Genomic DNA, 25282 nt, shown 5'->3' with positions numbered 1-25282 from the left:
CTCACTCAAGTAAGCTTAACGCGATGCTCGCCACCTTAATCGCAACCCTGCCTTGCGCAGTGGCGGCAGCGCCGACCAATATCATCTACATCATAGGCGACGGCATGGGGCCCGCCTATACCAGCGCCTATCGTTATTTTAATGATGATCTCACCACCAAGGCCGTTGAACCGACCATTTTTGATAAGTTGTTAGTGGGCATGGCAAGTACCTATCCCGATGATGACACCTATGTCACCGACTCAGCGGCGGCGGCAACCGCTTTAGCCACCAGCCATAAGAGTTATAACGGCGCCATTGCCGTTAACAGCGACAAACAAGTCTTGCCGACCTTGCTCGAATACGCCAAAGCCAAGCAGCGCACTACCGCCGTGGTGGTAACCTCACAGATTAACCACGCCACCCCAGCCAGCTTTTTGGCCCACAATGAACATCGCAGAAACTACAATGAGATAGCCGATGATTTTCTCAGCAATCTCATCAACAACAAGCCGGTGGCCGATCTTATGCTAGGTGGCGGCCAACAGTATTTCGTGCGTGAAGATAGAGATTTAGTCGCCGAACTGCGCGCCTTAGGTTATCAATATCAAGACGATCTCAGCGCGCTGAGCCAACTCGAGCGCCTACCCGCCTTGGGACTATTTGCCCCCAAAGGATTAGCGCCAGCCTTGGGCAGCCCAGCCCCACTGCGTTTAAGCCAAATGACCGAGCATGCGCTCACACTGCTGCCACCTAACCCTAAAGGCTTTGTGATGATGATAGAAGCCAGCCAAATCGATTGGTGTGGCCACAGCAATGATATTGCCTGCGCCATGGCTGAAATGACCGATTTAGCCGCCACCACCCAAGTGGTCGTCGACTATATCGACCAGCATCCCAACACTTTATTGGTGATGACAGCCGATCACTCGACCGGCGGCCTGAGCCTCGGCGCAGATGGTGTATATCAATGGCGTGGTCAGCTGCTGCATAGCGTCAAGCAGATGCCCAGTACCTTAGCCAAGTGGCTGTCTGAATCACCGACACACTTGGCAAGTGAACAAGCCTTTAGTGATTTTTGGCAAACACACTTAGGCTTACCTATCGATGCCGAGCAGCGCAATGAGTATCGCCAGCAGCTGCAAACGGCATTAGCACAAGATAATGGGGTAAAAGAAGCCACTACGCGATTAAAGCAACAAATTGACACCCTGACCTCTACTGGCTGGACAACCGGCGGGCACGACGCCGTCGACGTACAAGTCTTTGCTTATGGTCAAGGTGCGGCGCAATTTAATGGTCATCAAGACAATACCCAAATCGCCAAAAAATTGATCGACTTAATCCACTAAACCTGCTCCTTGGGTAAACATGCCGGCCGCCAATGTATTGCGGCCGGCTAACTCCCGCCTCACCGCGCAACAAAATCCTCTATACTGCGGCGTAACAAATGTTATCATTGCCGCCAATCGGTTTAGCCCCATTAAGATGAAAGAGAACACCATGAGCAAAAGTGCAAAAGATGCCAGCAAGATGACGCCAGAAGCGCGTTACGACTACCTTGTCGAACAAGCCAAGGCCCACAAAACCCTATGGACATTGCAAGACGCTGATGGCTGCGTCATGCTCACCACAGATGATGAAGATTGCATCCCAATGTGGCCTTGCGAAGAGTCTGCTGCCATGTGGGCCGTAGATGATTGGGCTGATTGTACCCCTTTAGCCATTGCCCTTGATGAATGGCTAGAACGTTGGGTTCCAGGCATGCAAGATGATGATCTGTTTGTTGCCGTATTCCCAGTGCAAGAAGATCTTGGCGTGGTGATCCCGCCTTATGAGCTAGAGCAGCGCTTAACGCCTAAGCAGAGCCACTAAGCTCGACAATCACTGGCTCGCCACAGCGCGATCAGCCAGTCGCTAAACAGCGCTTTAGCCAGACTAAAGCGCTTATCTTGTTATTCGATGACGGAGCCTCACTCGTGCAACCATCCTCACCGTTACATGATGCCACTCAGCCGCAGGAAACCAGCTCTACGCCAGTCAAAGCGCGGCTACCAAAACGTTTAATTGGCTTGTTACTCTTCTTAAGCATCGCATCGATTAGTGGCCTTGTAGCCAAACAAGGGGTGTTATTTTGTCTGTTGACGCTACTGATGGTGATTGCTGTGCTAGGCCGCCAACGGGCGGGATTGTATCTACTGCGCGGTTACACTGTGGTGCAACTTGGACTGGTCAGCATTTTACCTGTGTTGCTATACGACCCAGATAATTTGCTCACAGGCCCATCGACCTTTCAATTAGGCGAATGGCAAGGCAAAATCCCCGACTACTTGGTGTTTGGCGTGCTGATTTTATTAGCGATATTACAAGTGTGGATAGCGTTTACCGCCCAAGTGTCGGCCTACTGTCATGTTAAAAATAACATGAACATCATGCGTTAACCTTTATCGCTACATAGAGTCAGGCGCTATCACGCAGTGATTTGGGCTTTGGGCTTTGGTCTTTGGTCTTTGTGACGTTAAGACATTCAGGCTGGGTTACCACAGACACAAGGCCAATTTTTACCGTCCCTGGTAAATTGGCATAAGTGCTTTAGACACAACACCAATTTTTTACCGTCCTTGGTAAATTGGCATAAGTGCTTTAGACACAACACCAATTTTTTACCGTCCCAGGTAAATTGGCATAAGTGCTTTAGACGCAACGCCAATTTTTTACCGTCCCTGGTAAATTGGCATAAGTGTTCCAGACACAAAAAAGCCAGCAATGCTGGCTTTTTTGTGCGTCAGACTCACCATAGGTGGTCAAGCGGCTAGGTTATACCGAGAAGCTAGCACCACAGCCACAGGTGGTGGTGGCATTAGGGTTTTTCACAAAAAAGCGCGAGCCTTCAAGTCCCGAAGTATAGTCCACTTCGCCACCCACAAGATATTGTAGGCTCATTGGGTCAACTACTAACTGAACCCCTTGTTTCTCAACGGTAAAGTCACCTTCGTTGACCTTTTCATCGAACGTAAAACCGTACTGAAAACCTGAGCAACCGCCACCGGTCACGTACACACGCAACTTAAGTGCATCATTTTGCTCTTCGTCCAACAAGGTTTTTACCTTTGAAGCTGCCGCGTCGGTGAAACGGATTGGCATTGTATCTTCAACTTGTTCAGTCATTACTACCTCTATACATCGGTTTGCTGAGCGAATTATCCAATACCTGACCAATTTGTTCAAGTAATAGTCTTGGCTCAGATAAAATCAATTTATTTTTGTATTATCACCCACAGCTTATTGGGCTAGTGGATCAATGGCCTCATTGCGATTTTGGGTGTCGTCCTCATGCTGCTCAGTCTCTTCAGGTACGTCATCTTCTATAGTGACCTCCTCATCGACACCATCAACCGTCGGCTCCACTTGCAACAGATCTGCGGCGGCAAACACCAACTCGGCACTGTCGCCTTTACTCCAACGACTGGCTGGCACTGTGACTTTTGCGTCGACCTGAGAAAGCACAAAGCCTTCAGGGAATTGCACCACGGTTTCTAAAATCTGAAAATAGCGAAAGCTAAAGTTAAGCTTATCATCAGTGAGTGACGATAACGGCAGGCTCACCACTTTGTCATCCTGCAAACCGATAAACGTGAGCTCGGCCTTACCTTTCAAGGCTTGCTTGCGCTTTTGCAGTTGGGTTAATACCAATTTCACCCTGAACTGGTTGGGCAATAGGCCAGGGTTTAAGCCTAAATCATGAATTGCCACACCGTCGGCTTGGTTTTCTGGCGCCATAATGCTGCGATAAAACGCCAGTTCTCGTTCAAGCTCTTTCTGTTTTTGATGTTGAGTTAAAAACATCTTTTGCATATTGTCATTGGCTTCTTGGGCTAACGCCAATTCCAAATTGCGCGAAGCTAACATCTCGGCCTGCTTTGTTAAGGCTTGGCTTAGCTCGGTGCTATTTTTCGATTGAGCGGGCTGAATTGGATGTTGCGATGACCAGAGATCCCAGGTCAATACGCCAGCAAAAAATGCCACTAAGATCAAAAAGAAAAGATAAACGCTCGAAGGTCGAATTTTTCGCTCTATCACTTGCAAGCGATCGATCCAACGATGATAATTTGACATTAAATACTAGCCCCTTATAAAAAATCGACACTCACGCTTTTAGTACGGTAAAGGTTTACCACCATGGTTTCTGTGCAGCAACTCGTTAATCGCCTTATTTCTCAATGCCAGCATTACCTTAATACAGCACTCAAAGATAAATTGTCACAAGCCAAAATCAGTGTGCAATTGTGCGGCTTGGCGCTCGCATTTGCCTTGGTGGCTTCTGGGGTCATTATATTATTTAGGCTATTACTGCAGTGGTTACATACCTTAACCCAATCTCAAGTATGGGATTTTACTGACAACTTTAGCGACTGGCGAGTGCTATTACCGCTTTTTGGTGGATTGTTGATCTGGCTCGTGGCGCAATTGGGCTCTAAACGTTACAAACGCATGGGTATCGCCTATGTAATGCACCGCATGAAACTGCACTACGGCAAAATTCCCTTACAATCGGCGCCGGGGCAATTCTTTCAAGCCTTATTTGCCCTTGCTAGCAACTTTTCAGTGGGCCGCGAAGGCCCTGCCATCCATTTAGGCGCTGTCAGTGCCAGTGTTATGGCAGAAAAGTTCCAGCTACCGGACAACAGCGTACGCATTATGTGCGCCAGTGGCATCGCCGCAGGTATTGCCGCAACCTTTAACGCGCCATTGGCCGCGGTGATCTTTGTCTTTGAGGTAGTACTCAGAGAATATAAGGTGCATTACTTCTTCCCTATCATGCTATCAGCCATATGTGGCGCGGTGACCAGTCAACTAGTGTTTGGCAATATCCATGAATATGAACAGATAGGTATCGACCATATCCCCTTGTCGCAATATCCGATCTTAGCCCTGTGTGGCCTAACACTCGGCTGCATCGCCGCCCTGTTTAATCACAGCCTGCTAACGGTCACCGCTAAAGGCCAACAATGGCCGCTATTTGCTAGGCTCATGTTGGCAGGCTTGGTCACCTGCGCAGTCGGGCTGCTGTTACCCCAAGCTTTGGGCAGTGGTGAGCAGGCGATAAGTTACGCTATTAGTGAGCATCCAAGCCTGGGGTTATTAGTGGGCTTGCTGATAGGCAAGATTATCGCCACCATTGCCGCCATAGGTCTTGGGATCCCTGGCGGGATTATCGGCCCATTATTTGGGATCGGTGCCTTAATTGGCGCTATTTTAGCCATTATCAGCGCGCAGTTCTTCCCCGGCATTAGCCCCTATATAGGCCTGTACACCATCATAGGCATGACCGCCATGATGGGCGTGTGCCTCAGCGCACCGCTGGCCGCCTTGGTGGCATTGCTAGAACTCACCAATAACGCCGCCATCATCCTGCCCTCGATGTTTGTCACCATACCCGCCTTCTTAATCGCCCACCAAGCCTTTAATACTCAGTCGCTGTTTTATAAACAGATGGAGCTGATGGGGCTGGACTACAAAATTGCGCCGGTCAAACTGGGGCTGCAAAAAACCGGCGTGCGCGCCATCATGGATAAGCGCTTTGTTATCGTTAAAGACAATGATGAGTTGCTGCTTGAAGTACTAAAACGCGCTGAAGGACGCTCGGTGTTAATGCGTAACCGCCAAGGTCAAATGGAGATGTTGCAATTAGAGCTGCAACATGACGACAGCAAAAGCACCTTAAGCCGCCACCCGATCCAAGGCGTTGCCGATAGCAGCACATTAAAAGAGGTCTACGAAATTTTGGCCATCGAACGCCGCGGCGAGGTGTTTGTCTATCAAGGCGAGCGCGATAATGTCGTTGGCGTGATCGGCTGGTCGGCGTTACAAAAACAGATTAATTCAGGCCAAATTTAACGCTAACGAGTTCGGCAGCATTCGGCTTACGTCAACGCTGCCACCCGCCTAGCGCTCAGTTTTTCAGCACATCTTGGTTAATGTGATCCCCCCCGCCCCTTAGCTCACCCTGACCACAAATCAGTAAACAATTGATTATCATGATCTTTTATAACTTTTCATAACTTTTTACATGCTATCGCTCTCATTTAGTCTTAGTTTTGTGACCCTGGTAACACTTACGCGCATTAGCGTGAATTTAGTGATGTTTTTTTATGCGCAATTCGATAGGCACTCAATTGATGCAAATAACTCACTGACCGTTACGGCTAAACATAACTACGAGTATTAAATAACATGCAGCGACAACGTAACAGCCGCTGGCTTATTGCTTCCGTCACATTGGCAAGTATAAGCCTGTGCACCAACAGCTTTGCAGCATCGGATGAGAAACTGCTCAACATGTGTAAAGCATGTCATGGACAGTCGGGCAATAATCCATTTCCCAGCATTCCCAATCTTGCTCAGCAAAACAGTCAATATATGGTTGCGCAATTAACCGCATTTAAAAACGGCCAACGCCAAGATAAAACCATGAGTAAAGTCGCCAAATTGTTAACAACTGAGCAGATGCAGCAGATGGCGCACTATTTTTCTAAAGGTAAGGACTAACACACCATGGCAATCGATAGACGTAATTTTCTTAAAGGGGCGGTAGCCACTTCAGTAGCGGCCATGTTGCCAGTCAATTGGGTATTTGCGCAAAACCGACCAGAAGGCATGGCAGCCATGGATGTGTCAGCGGTAAAGTGGAGTAAAGTCGATCACCTGCCTGAACACTTTAAGGTACTCAACAGCAGCCCACTGAATGCCTTCCCACCAGAACATCTGCTTGATCCTGCGACCACGCCATCGGATGTGGCCTTTATTCGCTGGAATGGCCAGATGCCCGACTTCGAGAACATCAATCCTGACACTTGGGAGTTTACCGTCGATGGCGAGTCAATCGAAACGCCTAAAACCTACACCATCGCCGAGCTAAAAAAGAAGTTTAAGACCCATACCCAAAAACTGGTACTCGAATGTGGCGGCAATAGCCGAGTCAACTTCTACCCTAACGCCAAAGGTAACCAGTGGAGTAACTCGGCTGTCTTTTGCGCAGAGTGGACTGGTGTTTTAGTCAAAGACGTATTAGCCGACTGTGGCGTAAAGAGCGATGCGGTGTATACCGCGCACTATGGCGCCGACAAGCACATTAGTGGTAAAGGCGCGGCCATTTCTCGTGGCGTGCCGATTGAAGCGGCCATGAATGAAAACGCCCTTATCGCGTGGGCAATGAACGGCGAAGATATTCCTTACATGCACGGTTACCCACTGCGTATCGTCTTTGGCGGTCGTCCTGGCTCAGTATCACAAAAATGTGCCACCGGCATTGGCGTACGCGATCGCGTGCACGATGGTAAAAAGATGGCGGCTCCCGCTTATCAAGTACCAAAGCATCCTGTCGCCCCAGGTGAAAAGGTCGACAACAAAGACTTTAAGATCATCGAAGAGATGATTGTTAAGTCGTTAATTACCTCACCACAAACCGGCGGTGAGCTAGCCCTAGGCGAGAACATTGAAGTGCGCGGCCATGCTTGGGCTGGTGTGCGTGAAGTGACTAAAGTGGAAGTCAGCTATGACTATGGCACCACGTGGCAAAGCGCGTCACTCACCAAACCCGCCAATCCAACGGCATGGCAACAATGGGCCATTAGCCTCAAGCTACCACAAACTGGCTACTACGAAATTTGGGCCCGTGCCACCGACAGCCAAGGTGACACCCAACCAATGGTACAACCTCAGTGGAACCCCAAAGGGTACCTATTTAACGGTTGCCACCGCATTGCATTAAGGGTGGTGTAATGAAAAAACACCTATTTGCGGCAGCGTTAATGCTAGCAAGTATGCCAGGGGTAGCCGCAGGCTCGTCTGAGGTGGCCACCTATCCGGTGGATGCTGAAACGGGTTTGATTATGGCGCCGGGCTGGGAGATGGTAAAAGATCAGTGTAACGCCTGTCACACCAGTCATATTATCCCGCAAAACCCCGGAAATAGAGCCGTATGGCGCGAGACCATTGAGTGGATGATTGACACCCAAGGTTTATGGGATTTATCTGACACTTGGGATCCTGTGCTCGATTACCTGTCGACTTACTATAACGAGACTGGTATCGACATGCAGATCTTTAGGCGTAAACCGTTAGATCCTGAGCTGATGCCCCCCATGCCAACGGCTAAAGGAGACCACTGATGAAACGTTTATTTGTGAGCCTTGGCCTCATCGCTGCACTGCTATTTGCCGCTATTGTCAGCGGCAATGAGCGCCGAGAGTTCAACCAAACGATCGAAAATATGGGGCTAAAGATAAGCCCTAGTACCTTGGCATATTCGGCCGATGTTGAGCAGGGAAAGCAGCTGGCTTCGACTCGCTGTATCGCTTGCCATGGCGCAACTATGCTTAAGGTGATGCCAAGCTACCCCATGCTCGAAGGGCAAAAAGCCGCTTACCTGTTTAAGCAGCTAATGGCGTTTAAGCACGGCGAGCGCAGCAACCCCATTATGCAAGGGCAAGCCGCGCAGCTATCTGAGCAACAGATGAAAGATGTCTCGCTGTACTATTCGCAGCAGGCAACACTTACGCTGCACTAAGTGCATGTAAGCTCACTCAAGGTTCGAATGACTCGGCGCGGCAGCTATGCTAATGCGGTGCCATAAGATAACTTCGATACCTAACATCATGGGCGGTGCCATCAGGTCCGCCCATTATTTTTAGCCCTCTCCCCATAAAACAGACCGCTTCGCGTCAGTACTAGCAATCCGCCACTCTGTGATCGATGACATTGAAAATGCTGCGTATACGGTCACAATAATAGATCAACTTGAAGACAATTTAGTATGGGCTGATATACTCTAGCGGCTTATATTCAGGCGCAAGGTTTTGTCTCACGGTAAAACGCTAACAAGGCGCTGTTAAGTTGCACTTAACCCACAAAATTGATACACAGCATTGCAAAGATGGTGCTTATGCCCCGCTGCCACGAACGCAAGAAAAACAGGCAGGTAACGGTGGGCTATGCATGTCCATGGCAAGATTTGCAGTGATATAAAGGGTTGCGGCACAAGTTGAGCAACCCTAATGAGCCGTTAATTGATATTCACAAAAGCCGATTTTTAATCTGGCAACTGACTTTAAAGGATCTAGCATGACCCGCTCTGAAACCCTATTTGAACAGGCTAAAAAAACTATTCCTGGTGGCGTTAACTCGCCAGTACGTGCCTTTAACGGTGTTGGTGGTTCGCCACTGTTTATCGAAAAAGCGGATGGTGCTTATATTTATGATGCCGATGGCAAAGCCTATATCGATTATGTTGGCTCTTGGGGACCGATGATTCTAGGTCACAACCATCCAAAGATTCGTGCAGCGGTATTGGCCGCCGTGGAAAATGGCCTGTCATTTGGTGCCCCCACTGAACTTGAAGTGCGCATGGCTGAAAAAGTGATCGAGATGGTGCCATCGATGGAACAAGTCCGTATGGTGAGCTCAGGTACTGAAGCGACCATGAGCGCCATTCGTCTGGCTCGTGGTTTCACTGGTCGCGATAAAATCCTTAAGTTTGAAGGCTGCTACCACGGCCACGCGGACTGCTTACTCGTAAAAGCAGGTTCTGGCGCGCTGACTCTGGGTCAGCCAAGCTCTCCTGGTATTCCTGAAGATTTTGCTAAGCACACCCTAACCGCCGTTTATAATGAACTTGAATCGGTTAAAACGCTGTTTGAACAGTATCCAGAAGAGATCTCGTGCATCATTCTTGAGCCTGTAGCTGGCAACATGAACTGCATTCCGCCAATCCCTGGTTTCCTTGAAGGCCTGCGTGCCCTGTGTGATCAATACGGCGCACTGCTTATTATCGACGAAGTGATGACTGGTTTCCGCGTATCGAAAAGCGGGGCTCAGGGCCACTACGGGATCACGCCCGATCTCACCACATTAGGAAAAGTGATCGGCGGCGGCATGCCAGTAGGCGCTTTCGGTGGCCGTAAAGATGTGATGCAGTTTATCGCGCCAACGGGCCCAGTTTATCAAGCGGGTACCCTGTCTGGTAATCCGATTGCGATGTCAGCCGGTCTTGCGCAGATGGAAGCACTCAGCGAGCCAGGTCTTTACGAAGCGCTTGCTGATAAAACAAAACGTGTTGCCGAAGGCTTTAAGGCGGCGGCCAACAAACATGGTATTCCACTGAGCATCAACTATGTTGGCGGTATGTTTGGCTTGTTCTTCACTGACGAAGAGAAAGTCACACGTTTCGACCAAGTCACTCAATGTAATGCCGAGGCCTTCCCAGAGTTTTACCATGGCATGTTAGATGAAGGTGTTTATCTAGCGCCAAGCGCCTATGAAGCAGGCTTCTTGTCTATGGCTCATGGCGACAAAGAGATTGAAGCAACGCTTGCCGCTGCCGATCGCGTATTTGCAAAAATGGCTAAATAACACCAGCGTTAAGCAGTACCGATAACGCGTATGCCTAACAAAACAAAGAGGACCTAGTGTCCTCTTTTTGTTTATCTGCCCCATGCCCATAAGGAGCCCGCCACGCTAAACCGATAAAATCACATAAAATGAGCAATCATATAATAAAGTAGAAGCTAATGTTAACGGACGATTCACAGCCAGCAAACAGTTAAATCATCTACCAAAGCCTGCAATTGCAGCACATTAAACATGAACAGCCCCCTTAAAAGCCTATCCGCATCACAGTTTTACTGCAAAGTTAGACTAAGGTAACGCTTGCCTATTGCACTTTCCTATGGTCTGATCGCCAGCTATCACAACAACCTTAATATAACCTTGATTTTAAATCTTCATTCTCATCGCCATGAGGTGCGGACTTAAGTCGGCCGTAGGAACCAATGTATGCTCGACATTTTCCTGATCACCCTTGCTGTGCTAGCGCTATTAAGCATCATTTTTGAAGAGGTGACTCACCTTAACAAAGCTAAAACTACCTTGTTTTTTGGCTGTATAGCCTGGATAACCCTGTTTGTTGCCGCAAACGATGCCGATCACCAGCGGCTAATGGCCCAGGAACTTGATCACAACCTATTAGAAATCGCCACCTTGTGGCTGTTCCTTATGTCGACCATGACCTTTGTGGCTTATCTCAATGCCAAAGGGATGATCCAAGTCTTAGTGCAAAAGTTATTTCCACAGCAAGTATCGGTACGCATGCTGATGATCCAAGTGGCCTTGTTCTCGCTGGTGCTGTCGGCCATTTGTGATAACGTCACCGCCACCTTGGTTTCACTCGGGTTATTAACCACCTTTCAACTTGAAAGCCAGATGAAACGCCGTATGTCGGTATTAATCATCTTTGCGGTCAACTCTGGCGGTGTCGCGCTGATCACGGGTGATGTGACCACCTTGATGATCTTCCTTGGCGGCCATGTGCATATCTCGCAGTTACTGATACTGTTTATCCCCGCCGCGATAAGCGTCATGTTACTGGCAGTGTTGTTCTCGCTCAAAGCCGAAGGACGAGTGAGCACCACGCCGATAAAGCCTCAGTACAGCCGTATAGATGTGCTCATCGCCATTATTTTTCTGATCACCATCATATTAACCATGGTGCTCAATATCTTGTTTGGTATTCCACCCGTGCTGACTTTCCTCTCTGGGTTGTCGGTGATGTTTTTAGTGGGCACCACCTCTCGCAGTAATAAAGAGGAGTTACAGGTCCTCGAATATATTCGTCAGGTTGAATTCGACACCCTACTGTTCTTCCTCGGCATATTATTATTGGTGGGCATGCTTAAAGAGATTGGTACCTTGCATCTGCTCACCGAGGTGTATGCCAAGTTTGATCCCAATATCTCTAACTTTGTCACAGGTATAGGCTCGGCATTGCTCGATAACGTGCCATTAACAGCCGCATTACTGAAAGCCGAACCGGTGCTGACCACCCCAGAATGGTTAGGCCTCACCTATTCTGTTGGGGTTGGCGGCTCATTGCTGGTCATTGGTAGCGCGGCGGGCATCATCGCCATGAGTAAGGTCAAAGAGCTGACCTTTGTGGCCTATTTAAAATATGTCCCAGCACTTCTGTTGTGCTACACCTGCGGCTATGGCTTAACCTTACTGCTGGCCTACGAGTTTTTTGGCTAAAGCGCGCAACCACCCCTTAGCACTTAACAATGCGATGACCCTGCTCATCGCATTGTTATTAGCTCAGCCTATTGTTTGCCATACCTTCTATTACCAGCCAGCTTTATTACATGCCTGCTTGATTACCAGCCCACTTGATTAAAAGTCACCTGCTATTAAAGCCCCTTTATTGCAAGCCAGCACAATTATAAGATGAGCAGCACCAAGCTAGTTGATGGTTATCACAGCATGAGACCCAAACTGCCCCCTCTATCCATCGTCCCCAGCATAGAGTCGACTGAAGGGATTTGCTTAGTGCGACCAAAAGCATATACTGCCAAAAATTTACCAAAGCGAATCTCACTATGCCTTTGTCTAAGGAAGCCTTTAAAACCATCCATTTGATCGCTAAATCGGGGAGTTTTGCGGTTGCAGCCGAACGACTCAATCGCGTACCGTCCGCCGTGAGTTACACGGTAAAAAAAATGGAAGAAGAGCTTGGATTTGCTCTATTTGACCGCAAGGGACGACAGATCAAACTCACCCCGGCTGGGCAATATTTTATTGATCATAGTCAGTGGATGCTCGATACCTATGACGAGCTAGTGCGTAACAGCGCCATGATCTGCACCGGTGTTGATGCCACCTTTAATATTGCCATTAACAACATAATTAATCGTGATGGATTAATCGATCTAATTGCGCAACTTAATCAGCAATTTCCATCCACAAAAATTTCAGTCACCACAGAGGTGTACAATGGCTGCTGGGATGCACTCTATGATAGACGAGCCGATCTGGTAATTGGCGCGCCGCACTCCGCCCCCAAGATGGAAGGGGTGGTTTCGCAATCAATTGGTAAAATTGAGTGGGATTTCATCGTGGCGCAATCTTCCCCGTTAGCCAGCCAAATCAACGTATTAACGGCCGAGCAGCTAAGACAATATCCCGTTATTGTGGTTAAAGACACCGCCAAACATATCCTGCCACAAGATGCCTGGTCCCTCACCGGACAAAAAATCATTTACGCGCCAGAGCTATCAACGGCAATAGCCTTAATTGAGCGTGGCGTAGGGATAGGCTATATCCCGCATCACCGCATTAAAACCTCGCTTGATTTAGGTCAGGTGATTAAAAAGGCCATTGTCGAACACAAACAACCTACTCAGCTGTTTTATGCCTGGCATGCTAACCGTGAAAGCCCGGTATTAAATTGGTGTATTGAGTACTTAATGCAACCCGAACACGCCAATCAGTGGTGCGACTAAACTGCTATAACGCGCCTAACCGCGTCCTGCATCATTTTCTGAGGGATTAGCGTGTGAGCCAATTCACAGTTTCACCCCCCTCATTAAACAATTAAAGCGAAGTGATGCGTCAAAATATTTGACGCATCCTAGCCCAATACCAATTAAGACGAGACCTGCGCCCTATAGGCATCATCATATTGAGAGAGCCGTCGCTTTAACAGGTTAAAGCATCAAATTATTTGATTTCTCAAGCCTGATTTTATCACTTTTTTAATCAATATTAGCCCGATACTATCAAACGGTGTTAACCACTTTGAGTTAACCCGGCCCAATTATTATAAAGGTTATTAAATTATGACTAGATTATTTCAAGCCGAACCATTTGCATTAAACTTCGATCCAGCAACGACTGCGCTAGTCGTCATTGATATGCAGCGAGACTTTGTTGAGCCTGGTGGGTTTGGCGAAGCGCTAGGTAACGATGTCTCTTTAGTGCGCAGCGCAATTGAACCTTGTGGCAAATTATTAAACACCGCCCGCGAAACGGGGATCATGGTTATCCATACCCGCGAAGGTCACCGCGCCGATTTAACCGACTGCCCACCAGCAAAACTAACCCGTGGTGGCAAAACCTTTATCGGCGAGAAAGGGCCAAAAGGCCGTATACTTATCCGCGGCGAAGCAGGTCACGATATCATTCCTGAACTCTACCCTATTGCTGGCGAGCCGATTATCGACAAGCCAGGTAAAGGGGCGTTTTACCAAACCGATCTGCACCTAATCCTGCAAAACAACAATATCAAAACCTTGATTGTGTGTGGCGTCACCACCGAAGTGTGCGTTGGTACTACAGTACGAGAAGCCAATGACCGCGGCTATGAGTGCATTGTGCCTGAAGATTGTGTTGGGTCTTACTTCCCAGAATTCCATCAATCGACCCTTGATATGATCAAGGCGCAGGGCGCGATATTCGGTTGGGTATCAAATAGCGAAAATATCATCGAAGGACTTAAGTAAGTCGATGAGATGATACTCTCGCTCACTAAGGGATACCTTTGCCCAGCAACATCATTTAACGGCAAGGTACACAGCGTTTTTCGGCGGTCGATGAATATCAAAACCGATCTGATTGACACGCCTTGGGTATCCCTTCTTGATACACGTTTACCAGCGACTCCCACTGCATATCAGTGTGACTTCGAGTCGATAGGGCCATTAACCAACAAGATAAAGGTGGGCGAGACGCTATTTATGCGAGGTGGCATGATACGGCTAAAGTCCACTGTAAACTTAGCAATTAATACCCTTACAGCCAGAAAGTGGCAACAAGCTCCAGCGTTATTAACGATTAATCATTACCGTATTAAAAATAATGTCGGTATGACGGAAGCCTTACTTGGAAAGTATATTTCCAGTAAGGAAAAGTTAACCATTAACTCTGCTGCTGAATATATTCAACACTTAGGATTAACACTCCCAAACTGTATTTATATTCACTCAGAAAAATTAGCTAAAAATATAGGTCATGGTAAGGGACTCACACCATCAGGTGATGACTTTTTAATAGGCGTGCTGGCGGTACTATCCAGTTTAACCACAGTGCATCCGCAGGCCGAAACGCTTTTTAATCAAATTAAAACAGCAATACTGTTAGATATTAATAAGACCAATGAGATTAGCGCACATTATTTAACATTGGCTCTTTATCACCATTTTTCGCACCCAGTGCAATGGCTAATACATGATTTATTTACCGCAACGGACGCCTCGATACTTAACCACAGAGTGATGGCTAACCTCAACATTGGCGCCAGCTCAGGTGCCGACACCCTTGCGGGAATGCTGTATTGCCTCAATAACGTATTACTGAATTAAAACTTATTTTAACAGGTACTTATATGACCATTAAATATAAAACATTTGAAAATCTCTATCAGGATTCCGTTTCCTTGATGCAGATTTCAGCCCGCCTCAATAAAATGAGTGGCATAGAAGAGGCCTCTGTCGCCATGGGCACAGAAGCGAACTTAGCACGCATGACCGATGCCGGTTTTGGCAGCGATATTATTGCCAAGCCCAATGATCTGGTTGTCGCGGTAAAAGGCGACGAGGCAGCATGCCAAGAAGCGATTGAAATCGCATTTGAGGCGCTCACGGCAAAACCCGATGCAGGCAATGACAGCCAACAGTTCTCTCAGCCACTGACCAGCTTTGCGCTTGGGTTAACCCAACATCCTGATGCTAACCTGGCGATGATCTCTGTCCCTGGTGAATATGCCGCCGCAGAGGCGATAAAAGCCTTAAATCTTGGGCTGAACGTCATGATGTTTAGCGACAATGTATCGGTAGCCGATGAGCGCGCCATCAAACAACTGGCCCAGCAAAAAGAACTGATGGTCATGGGACCCGATTGCGGCACCGCCATTATCAACGGTATTCCCCTAGGTTTTGCAAACGTCGTACGCCGCGGCGCGATTGGCGTCGTTGCGGCATCTGGTACTGGGCTACAAGAAGCCACTTGCCGCATTCATCAACTGGGTGAAGGCGTATCGCAAGCGTTAGGCACGGGCGGTCATGATCTGCACCAAGATGTGGGCGGTATCTCTATGCTGCATGGCCTACAGGCACTTGCCGATGATGAGGTCACTAAGGTGATCGTGCTGATCTCTAAGCCACCCGCAAAGGCGATTGCAGAGCAAATTTTAGCGACCGCAGCCCAAGTTGATAAACCGGTTGTGGTGCATTTTCTTGGCGCGGCAGATTCCTCAATGGCACTCGATGGGGTTTATGCTGCCCACTCGTTGGCGCACTCTGCCGAAGTGGCAGTGGCAGTGTTAAACCAGCAAGCGATTCCAGACGTACAAACTCAGCCAAAAGATGATTCAGTGTTAACTACGCTAAGCAGCAAGTTATTGCCTAGCCAGCGTTATATTAGAGGGGTCTTTGCCGGCGGAACCTTCTGCTTCGAAGCGCAAATTATTGCCAGCCAATATGGCATAAATGCGTATTCAAACACGCCAACCCAAGGTAACAGCCAGCTTGATGATGTATGGACAAGCCAGCAGCACACCATAGTGGATCTCGGTGATGATGCCTTCACCCAAGGTCGTCCGCATCCGATGATCGACCCGACATTACGTAACCAGCGCATTTTACAAGATGCTCAAGACCCAGCCACCGCCGTGATCCTGTTTGATGTGGTGTTAGGTTATGGCGCGTCAGAAGCCCCACTGACTGAGCTACTTGATGTGATTGACACGGTTCGTAGCAAAACCGCCACTGCACCACTGTTTATTGCCCATGTGTGCGGCACAGAGTTAGATCCCCAGTCTCGTGATTTAACCCGTGATGCCTTGAGCGAGGCCGGGGTATTAATTGCAGATAGCAATGCCGATGCTGCGCACCTTGCTGCGAAATTCATTTCTCAACTTTGCTAAATAGGTAATTCAAATGAAAGCACTTTTCACTCAGAAACTGACAGTCCTCAATGCAGGCCTAGCAAGTTTCGCCACTAACATTGAACGTGCCGGCGGTGAAGCGATAGCCATGAACTGGCAACCTCCAGCAGGTGGCGATCGTCAAGGCGGCTTAGCCCTAGCAGAATTACTCAACCAACCAGAGATTGAGCTTGCCAACCAAACGGCCATGGAGCGCTACTTAGCCGCCCAACCTATGCTGGTCGATGTGATGCTTGCTGGCGAGGCGATACCCACCCTAGCAGAGAAAAAACTGATCCTACATGCAGGCCCACCGATTGCGTGGCAGGAGATGTGCGGCCCAGTACAAGGGGCGATTTTAGGTGCCATCTTATTTGAAAAATGGGCTGATGACCTTGAGCAAGCAGAGGCGTTGATCCACGCAGGTGAAGTGACCTTCGAGCCTTGTCATCACTTTGATGCCGTAGGCCCAATGGCCGGGATCATTAGCCGTTCAATGCCGTTGTGGGTGGTCGAAAACCCAAATAATGGTAATGAGCGCGTCTACAGCAACTTTAACGAAGGCTTAGGTAAAGTGCTGCGTTTTGGTGCCAATAGCCCAGCCGTGATTGAACGCTTAGAGTGGATGGGTACTGAGCTGGCTCAAGCGATGAAAGCCATGTTGGTTCAATCTGGCCCTATCGAGCTAAAGCCCATTATGGCCCAAGCTCTGCACATGGGTGATGAAGTACACAACCGTAATGCGGCAGCAACCGGCTTACTGTTAAAACAACTGGTACCAGCACTGCTTAATACCGCTGAGCCTAAAGAGCAGATCCAACGAGTGATTAGTTTTATCACCGCCAACGATCATTTCTTCTTAAACCTGTCGATGGCAGCGTGTAAGAGCATGCTTAAAGCGGCCGAGAATATCCCTAACAGCACCATGGTAACTGTGATGGCGCGTAACGGGGTTAACTTTGGTATCCGCCTGTCTGGCACGGGTAACACTTGGTTCCAAGCACCTGCAAACCCGGTCGATGGGCTGTTTTTCCCAGGTTATGGCGTCGAAGATGCTGCGGCAGATTTAGGCGACAGCGCCATTACTGAAACCGCGGGGGTCGGTGGTTTTGCCATGGCTTCATCGCCAGCGATTGTGAAGTTTGTCGGCGGCACCCCGATTGATGCGACTAATAATAGCCGCGCAATGCAGGCCATCACCTTAGGCGGTAACCCTGCCTTTACCTTGCCAGCACTTAACTTTGCCCCAACAGCGGCGGGTATCGATGCGCGCAAGGTTGCCGATCACTCTGTATTACCCATCATCAACACAGGTATCGCCCATAAACAAGCGGGTGTAGGCCAAATTGGCGCCGGGATCACCACAGCACCAATGCAGTGCTTTGTTGATGCTTTACAAACCTTTGCCACTCAACGTGAACACTAGGAATAACCATGACTAAAAAACCTTTAGCAGTCGTCGCCTTTGGCGGCAATGCGTTGATAGACAATGATGACCACTGCTCCATCAATGATCAGTACCAAACGGTGGTGAATAACGTAGGTTACTTGGTGGATTTAATTGAACGTGGATGGGATCTGGTATTAACCCACGGCAATGGTCCTCAAGTTGGCTTTATTCTGCGCCGCTCTGAGTTGGCCGCCCACGAAGTCGACCCTGTTCCGGTTGATTACGCGGTTGGCGATACCCAAGGTGCCATTGGCTATATGTTCCAAAAGGCATTGAGTAATGAGTTAAGCCGCCGCGGTATTGCCCGCCCTGTGGTCACACTCGTAACTCAAACCCGGGTGGATCCCAATGATCCAGCGTTCCAAGCGCCGAATAAGCCCATTGGTTCATTTATGGATAAAGCCACAGCCGAGCAATATGCCGCCGAATTAGGTTGGCACATTATGGAAGACTCAGGACGCGGTTGGCGCCGCTGCGTGGCGAGCCCTAGCCCACAAGAGATCATCGAGACCGACAGCATTAAAACCCTGCTTGGCAGTGGCGCACTCGTCATCGCCGCTGGCGGTGGTGGCATTCCGGTGGAACGCAACGCACAAGGGGACTTGGTGGGCGTTGAGGCGGTCATCGATAAAGATGTAGCTTCAGCCATGCTCGCCAAAGAGTTGCACGCCGACATGCTGATCATTCCAACTGGCGTTGAAAAGGTGGCCATCAACTTTGGCACCCCAGAGCAAGAGTGGCTAAGTGAACTGGATCCAGCACAGGCGCAAAAACTGGGCGAGCAAGGCCAATTTGGCGAAGGGTCAATGAAGCCTAAAGTCGACGCCTTATTGCAATTCTTAGCCGGTAATCCAGATGGCGCAGGGCTTATCACTAAAGCCAGCACCGTTATCGAAGCCATTGATGGTGCAACGGGCACCTGGATCCGCAACCACTAATCATTTTTTTGAGGTCCGGCATGGCCGGACCCTTTTTTTTTACGGAGTAAATCTTATGTCTAAAACAACTCTTTTAGCAGTAAACGGCACCCTAATGCGCGGCCTTGAACTCAACCCAAACCTAATCAATGTGGGCGGTAAATTCATTCGTGAAGATAAAACCGACCAGCATTACCGCCTATGGTCAATCAATGATGTTCACCCTGCAATGATCCGCACCACTGCGCCAAGCAACAGCGTTGACCTTGAAGTGTGGGAACTGCCTATGGAAGCCTTCGCTTCGGTATTGAGCAATGAGCCTGCAGGCCTTGCTATCGGTAAAGTTAAGCTTGCCGATGGTAGTGAAGTACTGGGGGTGTTAGGTGAGCCATGGCTGGTCGAAGGACAGCGTGAAATCACCGAGACCGGTGGATGGCGCAATTATATCAAGACAACCAAGGCATAAACCGTTAACGCATAAATCGAGATACACAAATAACAATAACATCGACAAGTCACCACCGATTGTCTTTGGGATCTCTTCAATCACATTCAGTTGTGAATTTAAGGCGTACTAATTATGAGTAGCAGAAATAATACCGAACAATCCAACACGGCCTCCGGTGCTCAAATCGCAATGATCCTGCTAGGGATCCTTGTAACCCCAGTGCTATTAGCCTCATCGAGTCTCGGTAGCCAGTTAACATTAGGCTCTGCAGCAGCGGTGATTGCTGTGGGCAGCTTAATCTTAACCGTGCTTGCGGTGATCAACATTGCCATTGGTGAGCAGGCTCGCTTGCCCACATACGGCATTGTGAAATACTCCTTTGGCAGCAAAGGTGCTATCGCCATCAATGTCATCATGGCCATCAGCTTGTTTGGTTGGATAGCAGTGACGGCGAACATGTTTGGCCACAGCGTGCATGATCTGCTGGCCACACAATTTGGGCTTGAGCTACCCGTAGCGCTTATCGTGGCCCTAGGTTGTGTTATTTTTGTTGCTTCTACCGCCTTTGGCTTTGAAGCGCTGGGCAAGGTATCAAAATTTGCCGTGCCCATCATAGTGTTGTTGATGTTTGTGATCCTTTATATGGCATTAACCGCCTCGGTGCCAGTGGTTGAGAAAGTCAGTAGCTTAAGTTTCGGTGCAGCGGTGTCATCGGTAGTGGGTACCATCATCGTCTTAGTGGCCACCTCACCCGATTTTGGCAGCTTTGTTCACAATCGTAAGCATGCGGTATTAGCGGGTGTATTAACCTTTGGTTTAGCCTATCCTGTGCTCTTTTTGGTGGGCGCGATACCTGGGTCTATCACCTCTGAAGGCTCGCTATTGTCTGCCATGGCGATTATTGGTAGCACGCTGCCTGCAGCTATTTTGCTGGTGTTTGCTTGCATCACAGGTAACGCGGGTAACATGTTCCAGGGCACCTTAGTGGTATCAACGCTGTTTACTAAGTTCCCTAAATGGCAGCTCACTGTGGTACTCGGTATTCTGGCGGCAATCGTCGGTAGCATGGATATTATGGCGTGGTTTATTCCATTCTTATTGTTCTTGGGTATCGCAACCCCTCCCATTGCAGGGATCTACATTGCCGACTTCTTTATCAATCGTCGTAACGGCTATGATGAAGCCTGCTTACAACAAGATCCTGCCATTAAGCCAATGACTTTTGTGGCTTGGGGTGTGGGTTCATTAGTGGGCTTTTGCACGGTAAATGGTTGGTTCACCCTATCGGGGATCCCATCGATTGACTCTTTGATGATAGCTTCAGTAGGTTACTTCCTATTAACGCGTATCGGTCAATCCAAGAGTAACGCACTGACTAATAACGGTTAACGCTTAACGACTCATGTCAAACCCTAAGGTATAAGTCAGTACTACAAGGCCATCTCTTCTGTATCAGAAGGCATGGCCTTTTTATTATGCTTAACAAATATTAAATGGCCGGCACTTTAAACTCGGTGCCAGCCACTTCAAGTACCACATCACGCGGTCTTATCTCGATAATGCGTAATGCGTCGCCAATCATGTCACCTTGCTGTAACTCGGCGCCATCGACATTAAGCCAGCGCTTATCGGGGTTACTGGCATAGACATGAGCCAATATCGTAAATTCAGGCACCTGTAGCTGCACACTAGCGGGTAACTGCCCATATTTAGGCAGCGTATCGGCGCTAGGCTCAGGAATAGGATCAAGCTTAGGTTCGGTCACAGGCGTTGCCACCGCCTTATCTATCTCCACCGCTTTTAATGCCGCTTCAAAGGCGGCGAGCAGGTTATCACTTGGCGGCTCACTTTGGCTCACAGGTGCATTGTGCCCCCGCGCGTGGGTTGAGTTGCTAAAGCCCACATCTTTAGCGGCTTCATCGACTTGCGCCTGCAGCGAATTAAGTAAGTCTTGGCCACGTTGATTACTATTCGCGCCTAAAATAATGGGCTCTTGGGCGGCGTTATCTGTCACTTGGGTTGCCATGGCGATGGTGCGCGACCCCTGCGCCAAATTGGCTTGCTCACTAACCTGCACTGCCTGCGCTTGATAGCCCATAGGCCGTGCTATGGGTACAGGCAATGCAACTTTTCCCGCCAGCTGCACATTTGGGCTCGCCGGCTGCGTGGTGTCGGCCACATTAGCTTGTGGGCTAGAATTAGCTTGCTGGCTGTGACTGACCTTAGACGGCGACATTAACGCTAGCGCATCAGGCTGTCGTGTCACTGTGGGCTCAGATAACGGCGCCTTCAAAGCGTTTGGGCGTAACGGGCTGACACTACTGAGTAGCCATGCCGCCAATACCGCGAGCACCAGCAGAGTGACAAACAGCGCCAACTTTAATCCAAGGTGACGAGTACGGTTCATCGCCTGATATTGGGCACGCGGAGTAATAATTGCATCTAGAGGCTGCTCTTGCTGTTTAGCTCGCATCACGGCATCGAGTAAAATAGACATCAGTAGCGCCCCCCACTTTCTTGCAGCCGCGGCCCTTGATCACTCAAGTAAAGATTAAGCTGCACTAAGGTTTGGCTGCCGGCAATGGCATCGGCCCGCAAACCGTGCTGACGTTGAAACGCTCGCAGCGCCTGCTCTAACTCATCGTCAAATTGGTTCACCAAACGTGGAGATTTTTGCTGGATATGTGCCAGCGCATTTTCAAGCCATTGCACCTGCGCAATTGGCGCGCCGCGACCTATCTCTTTAGGCTGGTAACTGGGCGCCTGCCATAAAATTTCGAAGGTGCCACTGAAATGGCGAGTAAACCAAGCTCTGTCGACCCACAATTGCTGCTCGCCCAGTTGCAACAACAGCTGCTCACCTTGGCGCGACACCACTGTGCCATAAAATGGCTGTTGATCTTCATCTTGCAGATACACCACCGCAGGGTAGTTTAACCGTAGCAGCGAAAACCAATTACCTTGTTGCTGAAAACAATCGAGCCCTTGCTGCTGCGCCGACTGACAAGCCGTTAAGCCGATGTAGGGCGACTTGCCCCACAAGCCTAAAATACTGGCGTAGGCGCTATCTATGCTGCGGCTCTGCTCTATGGCTTGACGCAAAATCTGTTGACTGGCGCTCAGTTGCGCCGACTTAGGCGCGCTCATGCTATCAAGGTCATCTGAGGGTTGAGGAATCGCCCCCCAATCGCCTGAGCGCTCGCGCTGCGCCACTTGATTAGGCATCTGGCTCGATGAAGCGCCCGCACCTGAACTGAGTACTGCACTGGAATTAGTACTCGGCTCTGCGACCAGATTAAGCGCGCCACGCTCATCAGTGTGGTTAAACAGATAAAATGCCCCCGCAAAGGTGAATACCACGGCGGCCGCCGCTGCCGTAGGCCAAAAAAGCGATCGCGACTTAACCTCTTCGCCGAGCACTTCCGTTGCCGCAGTGCGCACCATGTTGGCATCAATCGGCACCTTAGATTGCGCGTAACCGGCCATCAAGGCGCGCTCACACAACAGATTAATCAACCGCGGAATACCGCCACTGTATTGATGCAAGGCTTTGATCGCACTGCGATGAAACAAAGGCTCATGCCGCCCCGCTACCTGCAATCTGTGCTGCACGTACAGAGCAATTTCTTGCTGAGTCAAAGGCAATAAGTGATAACGGGCGGTGATGCGCTGGGCCAATTGACGTAACTCTTGGCGTTTAAGCAATTGTTGTAGCTCTGGCTGACCAATCAAAATCACTTGTAATAGTTTTTTAGTGTCGGTTTCGAGATTGGTTAACAGACGCAGCTGCTCAAGGACTTCGGCGCGCAGATGCTGCGCTTCATCAATGATCATCACGGTATTACGTCCGCGTTCATGGTTCGCCAATAAAAACTGGCTTATTTTATCGGTAAGCTGCTTCAGGCTCGGCTCGGTGCCATATTCGATATTCAATGCATCGCACAAGGTGGCTAACAACTCTAACTCGGTTAGCGAAGGGTTCAGAATAAAGGCGGTGTCGGTATTGTCCGGTAACTGATTGAGCAAGGTACGCGACACCGTGGTTTTTCCTGTGCCAACTTCGCCCGTTAGCAGTACAAAGCCCCCCGTCTCACCTAGGCCATAGGTCAAATGTGCCAACGCCTCACGATGACGGTCACTTAGAAACAGATAATGCGGGTTGGGTGCAATAGAAAATGGGTTATCGTTAAGTCCATAAAACGCTTTGTACATGCAGGCTGTAGTCCCAAAAAATAATTGACGCTCCAAACTAAGCTTTAGCCAATCCATTGTCAAAAATTAGCCTAAAATATTTGCGCGCCGCCGCGTTGCAAACAGTACGATCACGCCCCCTTAGCATGATAAGCTAGAGGCAAAGTAAGCAAAGAGACTTAAACTGGTGAAAATCTATCTCGTTGGCGGCGCGGTCCGCGACCAATTATTGCAACTGCCCATCAAAGATCGTGACTACATGGTAGTTGGCGCAACACCTGAACAGATGCTCGCTCAAGGCTACAATCAAGTGGGTAAAGATTTCCCGGTGTTTCTGCACCCTAAAACTCAGCAAGAATATGCCTTAGCGCGCACCGAACGCAAAACTGCTGCAGGTTACGGTGGCTTTAGTTGTTACGCCGCCCCCGATGTCACCCTTGAAGAGGATCTGCTGCGCCGCGACTTAACCATTAATGCGATCGCTCAAGATGAGCAAGGTACACTGGTTGACCCCTATGGCGGCCAACGCGATATTGAGCTGCGTTTACTGCGCCACGTATCGGCGGCCTTTGTCGAAGATCCACTGCGGGTATTGCGGGTGGCTCGTTTCGCCGCACGTTTCCACCACTTAGGTTTTAGTGTTGCGCCAGAAACCATGGCATTAATGCAACAGATAAGCCGCAGCGGCGAACTCGATGCCTTAACCCCAGAACGGGTATTTTTAGAATTAGATAAGGCACTGGCAACCGAGGCGCCGCAAGTGTTTTTTGAGGTATTACGCCAGTGCGCTGCACTGCCAGTGTTGTTCCCCGAGATTGACGCGTTATTTGGCATCCCCCAGCCAATAGAGTGGCACCCAGAGGTTGATACTGGTGTGCACACCATGATGGTACTCGAACAAGCCGCAAAGTTATCACCAGAGCGTGCAATCCGCTTCGCAGCCCTAGTGCATGACTTAGGTAAAGCCCTTACACCGCCTGAGCTACTGCCTAAACATCACGGCCATGGACAAAAAGGGCTGGCGCCAATCAGAGCGCTGTGTACTCGCATTAGGGTACCTAATGAATATCGCGATCTGGCTTTACTGGTATGCGATCAGCATCAAAATGTACATCAGGCTTTTGAGTTAAAGCCGCAGACCATCATCAAAATATTCGACAAAGCCGATCTCTGGCGTAAGCCCCAGCGGCTATCTCAGCTGTTGTTGGCCTGTGAAGCCGACATGAAAGGCCGCAGCGGATTTGAACAGCACGACTACCCGCAGTCGCAATACTTACAAGACTGCTTTGAGGCGGCACAAAACATTGCCATAAAACCCATTATCGATGCTGGCTTTACTGGGGCCGAGATCAAAAGCGAACTACAACGTCAGCGCATTGAAATTATTGCAAAATACAAAGCTAATAGGCTGCAAACTGATACAAAGCACTAGCATAAGGTTAACGGTATGGTGATCAATGACCTAAATTGACACAAATTACCTACAGGGTCTTGCTTTTGGGTGCTCATGAGATATTGTATTGCAAGGTAAACACGAAAATTCATAGCAA

23 protein-coding genes are annotated in these 25282 nt (G+C 49.2%); 19 read left to right on the top strand and 4 right to left on the bottom strand.

Annotated features, from left to right (window positions below; all coding sequences use genetic code 11):
- Positions 1-23 precede the first annotated feature (23 nt).
- The 3 genes from AC5YBZ_RS04160 (at position 24) to AC5YBZ_RS04150 (ending at position 2420) form a co-directional block, all read left to right on the top strand.
- A complete protein-coding gene (locus AC5YBZ_RS04160) occupies positions 24-1331 on the top strand; it encodes an alkaline phosphatase (protein WP_494524790.1) in 1308 nt (435 codons plus the stop codon).
- A 151-nt stretch (positions 1332-1482) separates the two neighbouring features.
- Positions 1483-1854: a DUF2750 domain-containing protein gene (locus AC5YBZ_RS04155; protein ID WP_110456079.1), complete on the top strand. Its 372-nt coding sequence runs from the start codon at positions 1483-1485 to the stop codon at positions 1852-1854.
- 104 nt (positions 1855-1958) lie between these two features.
- The gene (locus AC5YBZ_RS04150; protein ID WP_494519895.1) at positions 1959-2420 is read left to right on the top strand and encodes a hypothetical protein; all 462 of its coding nucleotides are present in this window, start codon (positions 1959-1961) and stop codon (positions 2418-2420) included.
- Positions 2421-2796: 376 nt separating this feature from the next.
- Here the strand turns inward: AC5YBZ_RS04150 and erpA are convergent, their stop codons facing one another.
- Both erpA and AC5YBZ_RS04140 read right to left on the bottom strand, forming a co-directional pair.
- Complete coding sequence (erpA, locus tag AC5YBZ_RS04145; RefSeq protein WP_220061717.1) at positions 2797-3147, bottom strand: iron-sulfur cluster insertion protein ErpA; 351 nt, start codon at positions 3145-3147, stop codon at positions 2797-2799.
- A gap of 114 nt (positions 3148-3261) precedes the next feature.
- A complete protein-coding gene (locus AC5YBZ_RS04140) occupies positions 3262-4095 on the bottom strand; it encodes a DUF6776 family protein (RefSeq protein ID WP_475516038.1) in 834 nt (277 codons plus the stop codon).
- A 63-nt stretch (positions 4096-4158) separates the two neighbouring features.
- Between AC5YBZ_RS04140 and AC5YBZ_RS04135 the strand changes: the two genes are divergently transcribed.
- From AC5YBZ_RS04135 to AC5YBZ_RS04065, 15 genes are all read left to right on the top strand, one after another.
- Positions 4159-5877 carry a chloride channel protein gene (locus AC5YBZ_RS04135; RefSeq protein WP_475516037.1) on the top strand — a complete coding sequence of 573 codons (1719 nt, stop codon included), beginning with the start codon at positions 4159-4161 and terminating at the stop codon, positions 5875-5877.
- A gap of 336 nt (positions 5878-6213) precedes the next feature.
- Complete coding sequence (locus AC5YBZ_RS04130; protein WP_494519897.1) at positions 6214-6528, top strand: c-type cytochrome; 315 nt, start codon at positions 6214-6216, stop codon at positions 6526-6528.
- 6 nt (positions 6529-6534) lie between these two features.
- Entirely contained in the window at positions 6535-7761 is a 1227-nt protein-coding gene (locus tag AC5YBZ_RS04125; protein ID WP_475516035.1) for a molybdopterin-dependent oxidoreductase, read from the top strand.
- Positions 7761-8150, top strand: a complete 390-nt coding sequence (locus tag AC5YBZ_RS04120; RefSeq protein ID WP_475516034.1) for a cytochrome C — start codon at positions 7761-7763, stop codon at positions 8148-8150. The genes AC5YBZ_RS04125 and AC5YBZ_RS04120 overlap by 1 nt, the downstream gene beginning before the upstream one ends.
- Positions 8150-8548 carry a c-type cytochrome gene (locus AC5YBZ_RS04115; RefSeq protein ID WP_475516033.1) on the top strand — a complete coding sequence of 133 codons (399 nt, stop codon included), beginning with the start codon at positions 8150-8152 and terminating at the stop codon, positions 8546-8548. Before AC5YBZ_RS04120 ends, AC5YBZ_RS04115 begins: the two co-directional genes overlap by 1 nt.
- 554 nt (positions 8549-9102) lie before the next feature.
- Positions 9103-10389, top strand: a complete 1287-nt coding sequence (gene hemL, locus AC5YBZ_RS04110; protein WP_475516032.1) for a glutamate-1-semialdehyde 2,1-aminomutase — start codon at positions 9103-9105, stop codon at positions 10387-10389.
- Positions 10390-10812: 423 nt separating this feature from the next.
- Positions 10813-12060 carry a sodium:proton antiporter NhaD gene (nhaD, locus tag AC5YBZ_RS04105; RefSeq protein ID WP_494543442.1) on the top strand — a complete coding sequence of 416 codons (1248 nt, stop codon included), beginning with the start codon at positions 10813-10815 and terminating at the stop codon, positions 12058-12060.
- Positions 12061-12404: 344 nt separating this feature from the next.
- The gene (locus AC5YBZ_RS04100) at positions 12405-13307 is read left to right on the top strand and encodes a LysR substrate-binding domain-containing protein (RefSeq protein WP_494519899.1); all 903 of its coding nucleotides are present in this window, start codon (positions 12405-12407) and stop codon (positions 13305-13307) included.
- Positions 13308-13643: 336 nt separating this feature from the next.
- Positions 13644-14306 (top strand): cysteine hydrolase family protein, encoded by a 663-nt coding sequence (locus AC5YBZ_RS04095; protein WP_475516029.1) that lies wholly within the window; start codon positions 13644-13646, stop codon positions 14304-14306.
- A 9-nt stretch (positions 14307-14315) separates the two neighbouring features.
- Entirely contained in the window at positions 14316-15164 is an 849-nt protein-coding gene (locus tag AC5YBZ_RS04090) for an oxamate carbamoyltransferase subunit AllH family protein (protein ID WP_494519900.1), read from the top strand.
- Positions 15165-15187: 23 nt separating this feature from the next.
- Complete coding sequence (gene fdrA / locus AC5YBZ_RS04085) at positions 15188-16726, top strand: acyl-CoA synthetase FdrA (RefSeq protein ID WP_494543441.1); 1539 nt, start codon at positions 15188-15190, stop codon at positions 16724-16726.
- Positions 16727-16739: 13 nt separating this feature from the next.
- Positions 16740-18152, top strand: a complete 1413-nt coding sequence (locus AC5YBZ_RS04080) for a YlbE family protein (RefSeq protein WP_494519902.1) — start codon at positions 16740-16742, stop codon at positions 18150-18152.
- Between the two features lie 8 nt (positions 18153-18160).
- The gene (gene arcC, locus AC5YBZ_RS04075) at positions 18161-19114 is read left to right on the top strand and encodes a carbamate kinase (RefSeq protein ID WP_494519903.1); all 954 of its coding nucleotides are present in this window, start codon (positions 18161-18163) and stop codon (positions 19112-19114) included.
- Positions 19115-19169: 55 nt separating this feature from the next.
- Entirely contained in the window at positions 19170-19559 is a 390-nt protein-coding gene (locus AC5YBZ_RS04070) for an allophanate hydrolase-related protein (protein WP_494519904.1), read from the top strand.
- A gap of 114 nt (positions 19560-19673) precedes the next feature.
- Positions 19674-20930 carry a cytosine permease gene (locus AC5YBZ_RS04065; RefSeq protein WP_494519905.1) on the top strand — a complete coding sequence of 419 codons (1257 nt, stop codon included), beginning with the start codon at positions 19674-19676 and terminating at the stop codon, positions 20928-20930.
- A 100-nt stretch (positions 20931-21030) separates the two neighbouring features.
- Here the strand turns inward: AC5YBZ_RS04065 and AC5YBZ_RS04060 are convergent, their stop codons facing one another.
- Together AC5YBZ_RS04060 and AC5YBZ_RS04055 are read right to left on the bottom strand one after the other, a co-directional pair.
- Complete coding sequence (locus AC5YBZ_RS04060; protein WP_494519906.1) at positions 21031-22038, bottom strand: general secretion pathway protein GspB; 1008 nt, start codon at positions 22036-22038, stop codon at positions 21031-21033.
- Complete coding sequence (locus tag AC5YBZ_RS04055) at positions 22038-23753, bottom strand: ExeA family protein (protein WP_494543440.1); 1716 nt, start codon at positions 23751-23753, stop codon at positions 22038-22040. Before AC5YBZ_RS04055 ends, AC5YBZ_RS04060 begins: the two co-directional genes overlap by 1 nt.
- A gap of 166 nt (positions 23754-23919) precedes the next feature.
- On the opposite strand from AC5YBZ_RS04055, the gene AC5YBZ_RS04050 reads away from it, so the two are divergent.
- Complete coding sequence (locus tag AC5YBZ_RS04050; RefSeq protein WP_494519908.1) at positions 23920-25164, top strand: multifunctional CCA addition/repair protein; 1245 nt, start codon at positions 23920-23922, stop codon at positions 25162-25164.
- Positions 25165-25282 lie beyond the last annotated feature (118 nt).

The organism is Shewanella sp. 553 (assembly GCF_059338375.1).
The sequence above is the reverse complement of the archived record's forward strand: the minus strand, read 5'-3'. Positions and strand labels throughout refer to the sequence as shown.